This is a genomic window from Lysinibacillus sp. NPDC056232, from assembly GCF_042267565.1.
Taxonomy (GTDB): domain Bacteria; phylum Bacillota; class Bacilli; order Bacillales_A; family Planococcaceae; genus Lysinibacillus.
Window position 1 is genome coordinate 1 of record NZ_JBHJTF010000012.1, and the last position, 15,406, is coordinate 15,406.

Annotated in this window: 11 protein-coding genes; 9 read left to right on the forward strand and 2 right to left on the reverse strand. The window is 36.2% G+C overall.

Features of this window, described 5'->3' with window-relative positions; genetic code table 11:
• From ACFCYJ_RS11095 to ACFCYJ_RS11135, 9 genes are all read left to right on the forward strand, one after another.
• Positions 1-447: hypothetical protein (locus tag ACFCYJ_RS11095; RefSeq protein ID WP_376074040.1), on the forward strand; the 447-nt coding region annotated here is incomplete at its 5' end.
• Positions 448-794: 347 nt separating this feature from the next.
• A complete protein-coding gene (locus tag ACFCYJ_RS11100) occupies positions 795-1,055 on the forward strand; it encodes a helix-turn-helix domain-containing protein (protein WP_376074041.1) in 261 nt (86 codons plus the stop codon).
• A gap of 206 nt (positions 1,056-1,261) precedes the next feature.
• Positions 1,262-1,924 carry an RHS repeat-associated core domain-containing protein gene (locus tag ACFCYJ_RS11105; protein WP_376074042.1) on the forward strand — a complete coding sequence of 221 codons (663 nt, stop codon included), beginning with the start codon at positions 1,262-1,264 and terminating at the stop codon, positions 1,922-1,924.
• Positions 1,925-2,897: 973 nt separating this feature from the next.
• The gene (locus tag ACFCYJ_RS11110) at positions 2,898-3,053 is read left to right on the forward strand and encodes a hypothetical protein (RefSeq protein ID WP_376074043.1); all 156 of its coding nucleotides are present in this window, start codon (positions 2,898-2,900) and stop codon (positions 3,051-3,053) included.
• 184 nt (positions 3,054-3,237) lie between these two features.
• The gene (locus ACFCYJ_RS11115; protein WP_376074044.1) at positions 3,238-8,754 is read left to right on the forward strand and encodes a DUF6531 domain-containing protein; all 5,517 of its coding nucleotides are present in this window, start codon (positions 3,238-3,240) and stop codon (positions 8,752-8,754) included.
• Positions 8,755-8,758: 4 nt separating this feature from the next.
• On the forward strand, positions 8,759-9,415 hold the full coding sequence (locus ACFCYJ_RS11120; RefSeq protein WP_376074045.1) for a DUF1963 domain-containing protein: 657 nt from the start codon (positions 8,759-8,761) through the stop codon (positions 9,413-9,415).
• 227 nt (positions 9,416-9,642) lie between these two features.
• On the forward strand, positions 9,643-11,757 hold the full coding sequence (locus tag ACFCYJ_RS11125; protein WP_376074046.1) for a DUF4329 domain-containing protein: 2,115 nt from the start codon (positions 9,643-9,645) through the stop codon (positions 11,755-11,757).
• A 127-nt stretch (positions 11,758-11,884) separates the two neighbouring features.
• Entirely contained in the window at positions 11,885-12,535 is a 651-nt protein-coding gene (locus ACFCYJ_RS11130) for a hypothetical protein (protein ID WP_376074047.1), read from the forward strand.
• Between the two features lie 360 nt (positions 12,536-12,895).
• The gene (locus ACFCYJ_RS11135) at positions 12,896-13,042 is read left to right on the forward strand and encodes a hypothetical protein (RefSeq protein ID WP_376074048.1); all 147 of its coding nucleotides are present in this window, start codon (positions 12,896-12,898) and stop codon (positions 13,040-13,042) included.
• A 136-nt stretch (positions 13,043-13,178) separates the two neighbouring features.
• Here the strand turns inward: ACFCYJ_RS11135 and ACFCYJ_RS11140 are convergent, their stop codons facing one another.
• On the reverse strand, positions 13,179-13,892 hold the full coding sequence (locus tag ACFCYJ_RS11140) for a YwqG family protein (protein ID WP_376074049.1): 714 nt from the start codon (positions 13,890-13,892) through the stop codon (positions 13,179-13,181).
• A gap of 196 nt (positions 13,893-14,088) precedes the next feature.
• A complete protein-coding gene (locus ACFCYJ_RS11145) occupies positions 14,089-15,321 on the reverse strand; it encodes a DUF418 domain-containing protein (RefSeq protein ID WP_376074050.1) in 1,233 nt (410 codons plus the stop codon).
• Positions 15,322-15,406: the final 85 nt, after the last annotated feature.

Sequence of the window (15,406 nt, forward strand, 5' to 3'; positions counted from 1 at the left end):
CAGATATCTAAAGGTTGCATTATTCCAATATACGAAATTCCTGAACTTGATGATCACTATCAAATATTAATTAACTCTAATCAGGATAATTCTTTGATCCCTAAAGAAAATCACATCTTTATAACAAATCCATTTCCTCTACATGTTACTAGCGGAAATATTATTATATCAGATATTTCTGCTATAATTGATTGGGATAAAAATTATTACTTAAACTATGAAGAGATAAAAGATGAAAGCTACGACAATTGTAATAGTGTCCAGATGTCAAAGAACTATTACTCAGTTAGAATAACAGGTTACTGTGGGAATAATTTGAAATCAAATATAGAGTTTGGCTATATTTTAAATTTTAGTGCTACTGAAAAGCTACCACATTTTGATTTTACAAAGAGTATCGATGAATATAATTTTGTAGTTGACCCTGAGAATCGAATGATTGAATGATACTACTTTTTTGATTAGGGAATATAAAGTGGAAAGATAAAGGGAGTAATGTTTGTTAAAGAGGGAAGTACCCAAACAAGCGGAATTCATCGAAATGTGGAGTATTATTTAATAGACAATTCACTGTGATTTAAGATTAGTATTTATAATCAACTTTCTCTAAAAAAGGAATTTGATACATTACCTTACAGTACGAAGTTGAAACAGTTCAGTACTACAGCCTATTCTGTATATTTACTTGGCGTTAAAAGATTATTTATAGATACAAAAACATATGTAAAGAGGACGTCATGGTCCTGAACCCCTAAAGTTAGAGTCAAAAATCTAACTTTAGGGGTGTTTTTTATATGGTGAAATACAGTGAAGAATTCAAAATAAATGTGGTTAATGAATATTTGAAAGGTCCATTAGGTTATAAATTATTAGCGAAAAAATATGAAATTCCAAATAAGTCACAAATTGAGCGTTGGGTACGTACCTATAAAGAATTTGGAGAAGTTGAATTACGTAGAAAAGTAACAAAACAGGCTTACTCTGTTCAATTCAAGCGCAATGTATTACAGTTTATTAAACAAACAGGTGCTTCTTATCAAGATACAGCGATTTAATTTAACATGAATAATCCAGCGTTAATAGCGAACTGGAACAGTAAATTTTTGAAGGAAGGCAACCAAACACAATATCTCGTGAAGAACAGCTAGAACGTGAAAATGAGCTTCTCCGAAATGATTACGTTGGTACACCTATAGAAGCCTATAATGAAAATGGGGATAAAGTTTGGTCAGCAGAGCTCGGTATTTATGGTCGAGTAAAAGTGTTCGCTGATAATAAAAAAATAAGTGGCTATTCTTGTAAAGAAGAATTCGCAATTGACTTTATTCCATTTAGGTATCCAGGGCAATATCACGATATAGAAACTGGGTTATATTATAATAGATTTCGTTATTTTTCACCAGATGAGGGGATATATACGCAAGTCGATCCGTTGGATTGGCTGGTGAAAATCCGACGCTTTGGTGATCCTAATACATGGATAGATCCTATGGGGTTATCGCAAACTTATTGGTTAGAAAAGGCAATGCGAGCGGATGGAAGACCAATAACTCCTGGTAAGACTGCTCACCATAAAGTTCCTTTAAAAAGTAATGCTAAGTTAAATGGTGTTAAATATGGGGAACTTTCGCGGGACTTATTAGAAAGACATGGTTTAAATCCTGATATAGCTAAAAATGGAGCAAGACTATTGGGAACAGCACGATCTCAAAGAAGCTTATCAGTTCATCCAGGGAGAGATACAGCAAGAACACTTGGAAATTATCACGCAGGAAAACATATTCATAGTCCTCAAAACGATAAATATATTTATCAAATTTTAAGGAAGGCAGAAAAGAAAGGGTTAGATGTAGGAAGCGTTCTTTCTGATATAGGTAGAAGAATGGAAGAGGGAAGTTGGAAAAACACTGTGAAATGTCATTAGTTTAAATGGAGGGGTAGAATGAATTCAACATTACTTGAAATTCGAGGCGTATCTTTATAGTAAAAATATGAAAACACATGTATATGGTATTATTCCATGTACATGTGTTTTTTCTTGTTTTGAAGTTACTGTATCGTTACTTATTTCGGAACGATACAGTAACAATTATTAAATTATGTATAAATGCGAGTGTTAACAAAGTGAAAGCTAGTTATTTGATCACTTTAAACTCGGCAAGCGAGTGATTTTATTCATACTTAAACAAGTAAAATTGTACATAATGGTTTTTACATTTATATACATACTTTAAATTTTATTACCATTAACAGTAGCATACCTTCACCATCGTAGAAACATATTTTTACAACTATAACTCTTCTCTCCAACACGAATGCAATCTTAGTTTGACGCTAATTACATTTCATGTACCAAAGGATTAAAGTTTCACTTTATCCATTTCTCCCACAGTATATCTAACTACTAAAATTCAAATTTATCTAATATACAGGATTTTTTGTCTATTCTGAATAATAGTTCGTATGGATGTTGACTTTTTATCTATGGTTTATTAGCATATTTATGAAGAAAATAACCAATTAATGGTTTTAATTCCATATGTAATTAATTTAGGGATATTACTGAATTAATAAATTCAATAACAAAATGAGCGATAGTATTTAATAGGAATGCAAAAAATACAAGTTTATTAGATAAAAAGAATGAAAGGATAGAACATAATGAATTTCATGGATGAAGAGTTATCGAGATGACGAAACATGAAAAAGAGAAGAAACGAATAAAGAACATCGAACCCCAATTATTACATATGAGTTTACAGAAATGAGTTTTTATGAGGATTTAAATCCGGATGTATACCTTCAACATTTGACGTGTTTGGAACCTGAATAATGAATAAAAAATATCCATCTAGTCGTAGATACGATTATATCTATACAAACGAAAAATCTACGTCGTGTTGAAAATCACGGAACAACAGATAAAAGCAGAAGTAAAAGATTTCACACAGTCCATGATGAATATATTTCAAAAAACACAGCCAACTGCGAAAATGTTGGATATTGGCATTAATGAAATTAACGGTGTACAAATTGGTTATTTGATTTCATAACGCCAGTACTAGATAACAAGATTTATAATTTAATGTTTTTGTTTTAGGTAGGCGAGAAATGACGATGGGCTCGGTTAATTGTGTGAAAAAAGAGATGAATATTTGGAACCCCATTGCTTAAGGCATGTTGGAATTTAACTTACAAGGTTTTTAAAAGACGAGGTTGATTGAAAGGAGGTAAGTAATGAAATCGCTAGAAGAAAAGGAAGTACACATGGTTAGTACGTATGAGGATCTTGTGCTCGAATGGCCATATCCACTTATTCATTTAGAAAAGCTAACTATTAAACATAAGGGCAATGACCATGCGAGATTGCACTTTACGGGAATGATCGCTGAAGAGCAAGCGCAAAAGTATATTCAGCGCGTCAATCATACAGATGAAGTTATTGTGAAATTTGGACGAGACAGTGCCATATTGTTCTCAGGAAGAATTGAAAATGCGGAGTTGCAGGCATCACAAGGGGTGCACTATGTCTCCGTTGAGGCTGTATCATTTACAGCGAATATGGATATTGCAAAGCGCTCACGTTCTTTTCAAGATGCGAACATGACGTACGTGCAGTTAATAAAAAACATCGTGAGCGCCTATCCTAATGGGGATTACATCGACCAAGCTTCTAACGGTCAAGCCATTGGTAGTATTGCGATTCAATACTTAGAAACAGATTGGGAATTCATTAAAAGAATGGCCTCCCGTTTGCACGCTGTTGTTTTTCCTGATTTAAAAGGAAAAGGTGCTCGATTTTGGCTTGGTACACCTCAAAGTAGGAAAAGCATAACGATCGACCATCTGCCTTCTATAGTACGAATGGACGTTGATGCGTACCGGCTGATTACTGAAAACGATGGTACGGATGTGAGTGAGGCAGATTATACTTTTTGTGAGTTTGAAAGCACGGAGGCCCATGAGTTGGGCACGTTGGTGCAATTCAAGGGGAATTCCTATATCGTAACGGCTAGGGAAACCCATCTTGATGATGGCGTGTTGAAGTTCCAATATACTGCCCAACCAGAGAAAAGTATTCGTCAGCGGTTAGTACGTAATTTAGATCTCATTGGTGCAGCGTTTACAGGAAAGATCATTGATGTTACGCAAAACACCGTTAAAATTCATTTAGATATAGATAAAAGTCAGGATCAAGGAAAAGCGCATTGGTTTGCTTATTCAGCAGATGCCAATGGTGTTATGTATTTAATGCCTCAAATAGGTGCGCGTGCTCAATTGCATTTTCCAAGTGCAGTTGAAGAAGAAGCCATCGTAATCAGTTCGGTGCGTGTTAATCCTGCCACACCAGAGGGTGGACAAAAGCAGACGAAGAAAATGGCGGACACTACCGTTAAGTCATTGGCGACTAATGTTGGGAAAGATGTGACATTAGGTGTTGGAGATATTACTTTTAGTGCAGTAGATGGCGTATTGGACTTAAAGATGGATGATGGAGATGGTGTAACATTTCAAAGTAACAGTACCATCATGCTAGCGGCGGATGAAACACTCGAAATTAGTGGGATGAAAGAGCTAGCCGTAGAGGCGGAAGAATGGATTGCGATATCAGCGAAGGAGCAAAGTCATGTGATTATGGCCGCTGACACACAATTAATTAGTACGCTCATTGATCAAGAAGGTATAGAGAAGAAGAGCCAACCACCGAAATTAAATGAAGAAGCGATTGAAGCTACGACGAAAGTTGACTTAATCTTCCCGCAAAAGGCAGAAGAGAAGAAAGAGAAGAAAGGCTGGTTTAGTAGTTTAGTAGATGGCGTAAGTGCAGCATTGGATGTTGCTGGATTTATTCCTGTCATCGGTACATTTGCAGATATTGCGAATGCAGGAATTAGCTTGGCAAGAGGGAATTACATGGATGCAGCCATGAACATAGTAGGTGCGGTCCCAGTAGTTGGTGATGCAGCAAAGACAGCTTACAAGGTCAATAAAGCGTCAAAACTTGTAAAAACTGCTGATAAGGTAATGGATGCATCAAAAGCAGTAGCAAAAGGGATGAAGGCAGCTTATCCGAAAGTATCTAAAACCTTAGATGCAGTAAAGGGACTAGCGGAACTAGCTAACAAAGCATCTAAGGCTGTGAAGACGGCCGCAGATAAAGTCATTTCGTCGATGGATGAATTGCTCGCTGCATCGAAGGCAGTAGACGGAATGAAAGCTATGGCCAAAGCTGGGCTAACAAAATTTAATCATGGGGTATTAAAGAAATTTAATTGTACACAAGGTTTAAGTGAAAAATTCTGTAAATGGGGTTTTGAACCCGTTGATTTAATTACAGGGCGAATGGTTTATGAAGGCGTCGATTTTGAACTACCTGGGCCAATCCCCCTTTCATGGGAACGCGCATGGTACAGTGATAGTAGTCGGATAGGCTTGTCAGGTCATGGTATGCACTTTACATACGATCTAGCCTTAGAGATTTTTGAAGAAGAAGACTTGATTGGGATAGTTGTAACGGATGGTCGTGCGATAGGGTTTCCAATTTTACCAATAAACTTACCTTATTTTAACAAACGAGAAAGAATGACTTTAACAAATACAGGCGAGGAGTATCATTTATTTGAGCATGATACACGATTAATTTATGTATTTGAACAAACAACAGAAACAACATACCGATTAAAAGAAGTAAAAAATGAGCAAGAGCATCATATTCAATTTGCGTATAACCTTAAAGGGTTCCTATCTCAAGTAACAGACAGTGTTGGTAGAGTGCTCGAGGTTACGACTGATGAGGTAGGCAGAATGACAGAAGTTGCCTTACGTAACCAGATGAGCCGTGAAGTCTTAGTTCGCTATGTTTACAATGATGGACAAGATTTAATCGAAATCCAAGATGCGTTAGGGCAAAGTACACATATTAAATATGTTAATCACTTAATGATGCAAAAAACAGATCGCAATAAAAATAGCTTCTTCTGGCGCTATGATGGCCCAACTACAGGTGCACGAGTAATTAAAACATGGGGAGATGGCAATGTCCTTGCAGGTGAGATTTCCTATCACGAGGGCTATAACGAAATTACGAATAGCTTAGGCCATAAGAGTTATTATTATTTTAACGACGATAACATCTGTACGAAAATAGTTCATCCAGATGGAAGTGAAGTTAGCTATCAATATAACGGAGACTTTGAATTACTGCAAGAAGTAGATGAAGATAGTCGTGTGACCTCATATAGCTACGATGAGTGGGCAAATCCAGTGACGATTACTCTTGCAGATGGCAGTACCTTATCTGCTCAATATGATGAAAAAGATAGACTGATTCAGGCAGTTAACGCAGAGGGTGGCAGTCGTCAGTGGATTTACAATGGAGATGGGACATTACAGGCAAATGTTTTAGAAGATGGCACAAAGATTGAATTTTCCTACAATGAGCAAAATTTAATTAAAACAGTGACAAATGCACAAGGCCATATGGTAAGCTTAGCTTATGACGCTGATCTGAACCTGAGTCAAGTGACATTGCCAGACGGAACAAGTTCGGCCTGGACATATGATCGCCGTGGTAATTGCACAACAACGACAAATCCGCTAGGGACTATAGAGAAGTTCCGATATGATAACTTGAATCGCTTAGTACGGGCAAATCTTTCAGATGGTAACGACGTTCAGTTAAGGTATAATGCCTATGATGATATCGTTTTTGCGAAAGATGACCATACGCAAGTAGCCTTTGATTACACCATTCTTGGCAACTTGAAGGCTCGAGAACAAGGTGGAAAGAAAGTTGAATTCGCCTATGATACAGAAGAGCAGTTAACCGCTGTCATTAATGAAAAAGGCGAAACGTATCAATTTGAACGCGATACAAAAGGGAATATCCTCAAGGGAATTGGCTTTGATAAGATAACAAGAACGTATGAGCGAAGTCAGGCAGGATTGGTTCAGAAAATTCATCGTCCAGGTGATCGTTGGACAGCCTACCAACATGATGGTCTAGGAAATGTCATTCGAGCTGATTATTATGATGACACTTGGGAAACGTTTGGCTATGACAAAAATGGTTCGTTAATTGAGACTGAAAATGAGCATGTGACCGTAAAGCTGGAGCGGGACCCATCTGGACAAGTGATTAAGGAGTGGCAGAATGACAATTGGATTGCAAGTAGCTACGATGAATTAGGCAACCGTTCACAAATTACGAGTAGCTTAGGCGCAAAAATCGATGTCGCTCGTAATGAGATGGGAAAGGTGTCGCAAATCACGGCTTCTCGCTCAGAGCAAGAACACTGGACAGCTGCGATGCAGTACAATGAACTTGGTCAAGAGATTGAGAGAATCTTACCAGGGAATGTCATAAGCAAATGGCAATATGATACTACGGGTAGGCCGATGCATCACCGAATAAGTAGTCAAAACCGCGAAACACGAAGACGTGTGTATAATTGGGACGTCAATAACCGCTTACGAAGCATGGTAAACGAGTTAACGGGTGTAAAAGTTACCTATGGTTACGAAGAATTCAGTAACCTCGTTTGGTCTAATCAAGGCGGTCAATTTGACTTCTTACACCGCAGTGCCGATGATGTCGGTAATTTGTATGAAACGAAAGAAAAGACAGATCGTGTCTATGGTGCCGGAAGCAGATTACTTGAAACGAAAGAGGCAACATTCTCTTATGATGGTGAAGGGAATCTCATTCAGAAAATTGAAAAGAATGGTGATACGTGGAAGTACGAGTACTTTGGCAATGGCATGATGGCAAAAGTTATCAAACCAAACAACGCAGAAGTTACTTTCAAGTATGACTCTTTAGGTAGACGAATTGAGAAGAGTTCTGACGAGAAAACAACAAGTTTCGTTTGGGATGGGAATACTATCCTACATGAGTATTTTATGGATAATAATAATAATTTAGATAAATTTGAAGATCTAGTGGAGCATTCTTCACAGATTAACTCCGAAATACCAGATAATCTAGTCACATGGGTGTTTAATGATGGGTTCATACCTTCTGCTAAAATCACGAATGAAGGTAATTACAGTATTATTAGTGATTATCTTGGAACGCCTGTCGAATCCTTTGATGAAGAAGGTAATACGGTTTGGTCAGCTGAACTTGATGTTTATGGTCGAGTAAAGGAATTCACTGGTGATCGTGACTTTATTCCGTTCAGATACCAAGGGCAATATGCTGATGAAGAGACTGGACTGTACTATAATCGATTCCGCTATTACTCAGCAAGCGAGGGAATATATACTCAGATTGACCCAATTGGGCTTACGGGGAATAATCCTACACTTTATGGGTATGTAAATAATCCATTAGTTGAAGTTGATCCTTTTGGTTTAGCGAAGTTGTTTCAATTAGGTACTTATCGAAGCTTAAATGGTAAAAAAGATAAAGGCGATGGTTTACAGGCACATGAATTGATTAGGCATGAGTTTTTATATCAACAAGGATTGGCAAAGAAAAACGGAAGACTAGGAGGAAATCCATCTATAGCATTGGATAATCCACATCATACACAAGTCGGAGGAGCGCATTGGCATGAACGTCAAATCAGGTCTACGCTATATAATCTTGGAGAAAATGAATTTCATAAAAATATAAAGCGAGAGTTAGATATTACCCAGGGAGCATTAAGAAAAGCTGGAATACCAGCAAGTAGAGCAAGAGAACTTAGGAAAGAATCTGAGAAGTTTTACAAAAACCTTGTAAGAAAAAAATGTAGAGGATGGAGTTGACAATATGTCAGTTGAGATTATTTTTGAAAATGTTGGAAATGAATCCGTTGTACCACGAATTGGGGGATACAGTTTCTTACCTAAAAATATTGATTGGCCATTAAATCCAAATGGAGATAAATTAACACTCGTATTAAGTTTGCCCACGAATTTTCTTAATAAAACTCTAAATTTAAATTTACCAAATGAACGTATCCTATCGGTTTTTACAACGTATAAAAAAGATGATTACTTTTTAGATTTAATCACTTTTCATGGAGATAAAGAAGAGTTAAAAAACATTAAACAAGGATTTACAAGAGTTTTATTGCACGAAGTAGGTGATATTCGTAATGAATCAGATTTCCTAATACCAGCACAAGAGTTCATTTTGGGAGACGAGGTGGAAATAGAGGATTTAGAGTATTCGGAAGAACTAGATGAAGAAGATTTTGATGATATAGAGATTTACTGTGGTTCGTTAATAGGGTCAAAACCATCTCTGTTACAATTAGAAGACTTAGGTTTAGATAATTATCAATTTTGTATACAAATTTATGGCGGTGATTTTCCAGAAGGGTTTCATAATATATTTAGCTTAAGTGACTCGATCGGATATTTGTTTTTAAATAAAGATAATGACCAGAATGACCCAGGTGTTTTTTTTACACAATGTACTTAGAAAAAGGCTTTTAAAATAATATTGGCTTATTAATAAGCTTCCGAAACATATGTAAAGGGAACTTTCTTTACATATGTTTTTTGTGTATCTTTTGAGACAGCTTTTTTTACACCTGAAACTAAAACCATTATTTTTAAGCCTTTTTATATTAAAGATTTATAGATCATTAATGAAAGCTTGACAGGAAAAATCCGCTAGGGACCACAGAGAAATTCCGTTACGATAGTTTGAATCGTCTTGTACGTGCAAATCTATCAGATGGAAACGACGTTCAATTAAAGTACAATGCCTATGATGATGTAATTTTTGCTAAAGATAACCATACGCAAGTAGCCTTTGATTACACCATGTTTGGCAGTTTGATATCTCGAGAACAAGGTGGAAAGAAAGTTAAATTCGCCTATGATACAGAGGAGCAGTTAACCGCTGTCATCAATGAAAAAGGCGAAACGTATCAGTTTGAACGCGATACGAAAGGGAATATCATTAAGGAAATCGGCTTTGATGAGATAGAAAGAACGTATGAGCGAAGTCTGGCAGGGTTGGTTCAGAGAATTCAACGACCTGGTGATCGTTGGACAGCATATCGACATGATAATCTAGGAAATGTCATTCGGGCTGATTATTATGATGACACTTGGGAAACGTTTGGCTATGACAAAAATGGTTCGTTAATTGAGACTGAAAATGAGCATGTGGCCGTAAAGCTAGAGCTAGACCCAACTGGACAAGTGATCAAGGAATGGCAAAATGACCATTGGATTACAAGTGGCTATGATGAAATAGGCAATCGTTCACAAATTACGAGTAGCTTAGGTGCAAAAATCGATGTCGCTCGTAATGAAATGGGCAATGTGTCACAAATCACAGCCTCTCGCTCAGAGCAAGAACAATGGACAGCATCCATGCAGTACAATGAACTCGGTCAAGAAATTGAGAGAATCTTACCAGGGGATGTCATCAGTAAATGGCAGTATGACGTAACGGGTAGACCAACACACCATCGAGTAAGTAGTCAAAACCGCGATACACGAAGAAGAGTATATAATTGGGACGCCAATCATCGCTTACGAAGCATGGTAAATGAGTTAACAGGTGTAAAAGTTACCTATGGTTACGATGAATTCAGTAACCTCGTTTGGTCCAATCAAGGCGGTCAATTTGACTTCTTACACCGCAGTGTTGATGATGTCGGGAATTTGTATGAAACAAAAGAAAAGACAGATCGTGTCTACGGTGCAGGAAGCAGATTGCTTGAAACTAGAGAAGCAACATTCTCTTATGATGATGAAGGTAATTTGATTCAGAAAGTTGAGAAGAACGGTGATACGTGGAAATACGAATATAACGGCAATTGCATGATGTCGAAGGTCATCAAACCAGACAGAGCAGAAGTTACTTTCAAGTATGACTCGCTAGGTAGACGGATAGAGAAAAGTTCAGACGATAAAACTATGAGTTTCGTATGGGATGGGAATACTATCCTTCATGAGTATTTCTTGCGGAATAATTCAGATATATTTGAAAATCTAGTGGAATATTCTTCACAGAACAAGTCTGAGATACCAGATAATCTAGTCACATGGGTGTTTAATGATGGGTTTATCCCTACAGCTAAAATGACGAATGAAGGTAATTACAGTATTATTAGTGATTATCTTGGAACGCCTGTAGAGGCATATGATGAACAAGGTAATAGGGTTTGGTCAGCAGAACTTGATATCTACGGTAGAGAGAATGAATTTACAGGTGAGAAAGACTTTGTTCCATTCCGATATCAAGGACAGTATGAAGATGTAGAAATAGGATTGTATTATAATCGATTCCGGTATTACGACCCAGAACAAGGGAATTATACTCAAATAGACCCGATTGGACTTGCGGGTGGAAATCCTACACTTTATGGATATGTAAAAGATACTAATAGTTGGATTGATTCACTTGGTTTAAGAAGTAAAGTTTTTGGGGTTTATAAAACAAAGGATGAAGCTGCAATAGCTGTTTTAACTAATGCTAATAGAAGATCAATCCAGAAGGATCTAGAATTCGGAGGATTAATTTACGAAAAAAATGGGAAATTCTATCCTACTAGACCGATTCAGGGAACAGAAGCTGGTTTTAGACCTGCATCTGCTAAACACTTAGTCCCTAAAGACGCTACAATAGTCGGAGATTATCACACGCATGGAGCAGAAAATCTAAAATATGATAGTAATGTATTTTCAGATGCAGATAAACGGATACATGCTATGGCACCTAATGGCCATACTTCATATTTAGGTACACCAAGTGATGGGCTCAAAAAAATGGAAAATGGAGTTGTGTCTTGCCTGAAAAGGTAAAAGGGTTTTGTGGTTTTTTTGGATTTTTCAGATTTTATAGTTCGTGTTGTAACTATTACTTTTTTATTTGTGAATGACAAAACATGACTAACTAAGAAATAGTCTATCAGGGGAGGTAAAAAAACTTATGCCATTATGGGAAGACTTTAAATGTGTCAAAACTCCAAATGAAGGAAGTCATGAATGGTTACAAATAATAAATAATTCAAAGCATTATTATGTTGAAATAGAAAATAAAGAACTAGTTATCTCTAGGTATCGTGAAAAGCAACTTAAACAATACGAGTATTCAGGTTTGAAAATAGTTGGTACTGATTATGGAGAATGGGGAGGGGATTTAAAAGTTATTTATCCTGATTGTACAGAAATATTATTAAAAAAAGGTAATATAAAATCTATATTTGAATATAATGGAGACTTATTTTTTCTAGAGGGATTAGAACATATGTATGAAAATATAGGATATTTATATCAGCTAGTATATGATGGGGATTACATTTCTTATAAGGAGTGTATTGACTTAAAAGAGTGCCCGAATGCTTTTTATATATACAATAGTCACCTGTATATAATTTCAAGTGAAAACTTATTTGAAATATCTAGTGAAGATGATTTATTTAAAAAGAATATTATTTTCGAGGGTTTGCCATTTAGTGCATTTGTACCTAATTCACTTGTTGTATACAAAGAATATTTTGTTATTGGAATGAGGGGAGGATTAGGTAAAATAGATTATGTGAATACTAATAATTTGAAGTATATGCAATTGAAAAAATAATGTATTTAATGTCTTACATTGATATCATTTTTTCAAATAACTTGTATAAAGAAAGCTATTGTAGATCAATTAGAGTAGTATAACTCCTGATATTTAGGGATCTATGCTACTTTTTTATCTTAAACAATATTGGTGCAAATTTTAGCGATTCGACTAGCCCTAATGTTTTATCGAACAGTTAAAGAATAACCCAAACTATTAAAAACAGGTAGAACCAATAAGACTTGTGAAATTAACAGATCTTCCACCGAAAGTTCAAGATAGATTATTAAAACAAGGGGCCGGAGTGAACGATGTTTTCTCAGTAGATAATAGAAGACTACATGCTGCTAGAGAGGCTAATTCAAAGGTGTCAGGAATTTGTATGAAACAAAAGAAAAGACAGATCGTGTCTATGGTGCCGGAAGTAGATTGCTTGAAACAAGAGAGGCCACATTCTCTTATGATGAGGAAGGGAATCTGATTCAAAAAGTCGAAAAGAATGGTTGGAGACAGGAGGTGTTGTAGTTCTTGTGAAAAGAGTTCTAATTCTTCAGAAGGCAAGAAATTCATGGGAAACGTCATCCTTTCAAATATTTTTGACTCTTACGATTGAGGCATATTTACACGCGAAGGCGCCACTGCCTTAGTTATACGATTTCTATTACAAACTGTAAAGATAATAATAAAGTTTAGAAAAATCCTTTGCGATTAGATTATCTCGCTCTATAAAAAATTGTAATGTGCCAGAGTCTGCTATCATGGCATATGTCTTTTGGGCATCACCCTCCATATCTAATTGAAACAGCAGCTCAGCCTTGCCATTATTCTTCTCATCAAAACTATTTTTATCCATAAATGCATAGCCACCTATTTTCGTACCACTACCATCTGTTTGATCAAAATACTTTGAATATGCAGAGTTCTCCATTGGTAAGTCATAATGAACGGAGCGAGGATCTGTGTATGGTACTAGCTCTTCTCGTAATGATGCCTTAAATGCATAAGGGCCACCAAAGATAATTGGTTCACATAGCTCATACTCCATTTCCTCATCAGAAAAAGGCTCTATATCATGAGAGGGCTCAAAGTCCGCATAATACCGACAATAATAACCATCCTCGCAAACGCCATAATCCTCATCTGCCAACACAAAAAACTGTAGAAGCCCTTGCTGTGGATAATCTTCCAAGAAAGGTAGCTGAGAAAAATTAAGCTGTGCCAAAAACATATAAGGTGTGCCACTACTATGTACAGGAAAGTTATCACCTAACTTACAATAAGGCTGTCCACCTAATTTACTATCCGTATAAGTAACTGACTCCTCTACTGCTTGTAAAGCTATTGCCTGCTTTAATGAATGCGCATTATTTATCAATCCTTTCTTGCTACTATAAATGACCTTTCTAATTATACATACTTTAAATGAGTGAAAATTCCTGTTAATTCCCATTAAGTGAAATAAAAAGACAGGCTTGATGGAACAGAGGGGCTGTCAACTGGCAGCCCCTTAGTTCAGTTTATCGAAAAGAATCCTTAATTTATCGAGAACTCACAGTTGATCAGCACCTAAGTTATGCATTTTTAGATTCCTTGTTAATACCTAAATAAGTGAATGACCTCCAAACATATTCTAGTGGCCCGAAGCGGAATTTGGATAACCAAAGCTTACTAAAAATCACTTGGAAAACAAAAATGACAATGGCAATGATAATAGCTGTCGTTAAGTGGAGTTTTCCGTATACGCCGAATGCAAATGGTCCAAATAAAAATGTACATATAATAGATTGGCCGATATAGTTTGTGAATGCCATTCTTCCTGGGAACGCTAACCACTGTAAAACTTTCTTCCCTTTCACCGTTTGATAAATAAAGATTAAGCTAATGGCATAAAAGATTGTTAGGAGTGGCGAACTAATATATTGGACAGCAGAAAAATTTTCTGAAAAGAAAGGTAAGATCCAGCCTAATGTCCCACCAAAAATCAATGTTAGTAACCATGTAATGAAAAATTCTTTTCGGTATTCTTCAAAACGATGAAGCCATTTTTTCTTCGCAACAGCTGCTCCGAATAAGAACATTAGTAAGTACGGAAGATTTGAAAATAAATAAAATATAGGGTTGCCTAGAAAAAGAATATATAGCCCATTACGCATTGTATAAAAAGTTCTTTCCATAAAATTAGCATCCATTAATTCTTGAATATTTCCATTTTGATGAGCATCGATCGTAACTTGCATGAGCTGACGACTTTCCTCTGACATAGGCATTGACATTGTCGTAGTAGAATCGGAAGATAGAGCTCCAAACGTTAATGATCCCAAAAGTAAGCTATATAAAGTTAAGCTAATGATTAACATAGCGTTGGGTTTTAACTTATGCATGAGAAGGAGTAATAATCCTAAAATTGCATAGTCTGTTAAAATATCTCCAAACCAAATGAAATAGGCATGGATACAACCGAAAATAAATAACGCAATAAGTCGTCTAGAATAAATTCCCCAAAAATTTAGTTGCTTTGCGGCAGCTCTTTCCTGCATGATGACCATGCCAAAACCGAATAGCATGGAAAAGAGCATGACAAATTTTCCATCGACAAACATAGTAAGAATAGTTTTAACTGTATAATCGGCGTCATTCCAAAAAGAAGTCCATTCATTTTTAAAACTTAAATCTTCCTGCATATAGGCGGGGTAAAGGAACCAAACAATATTGGCTAATATGATTCCTAATAATGCGAACCCCCTTAATACATCGAGTGTTTCAATCCGCTCTTTTGCAGATATGGGTAAGAGCTTTTGTTTCATATAATCATCCTTTACATTATTGTTCTGTTCTTTCAACAAGTCTATTGAAAAAACTTTCTTAATGAGACTTTAAATGATAATTATC

Coding starts and splice junctions, on each gene's coding strand:
- ACFCYJ_RS11100 (WP_376074041.1), top strand. CDS start 795: ATGGTGAAATACAGTGAAGAATTCAAAATAAATGTGGTTAATGAATAT.
- ACFCYJ_RS11115 (WP_376074044.1), top strand. CDS start 3,238: ATGAAATCGCTAGAAGAAAAGGAAGTACACATGGTTAGTACGTATGAG.
- ACFCYJ_RS11120 (WP_376074045.1), top strand. CDS start 8,759: ATGTCAGTTGAGATTATTTTTGAAAATGTTGGAAATGAATCCGTTGTA.
- ACFCYJ_RS11130 (WP_376074047.1), top strand. CDS start 11,885: ATGCCATTATGGGAAGACTTTAAATGTGTCAAAACTCCAAATGAAGGA.
- ACFCYJ_RS11145 (WP_376074050.1), bottom strand. CDS start 15,321: ATGAAACAAAAGCTCTTACCCATATCTGCAAAAGAGCGGATTGAAACA.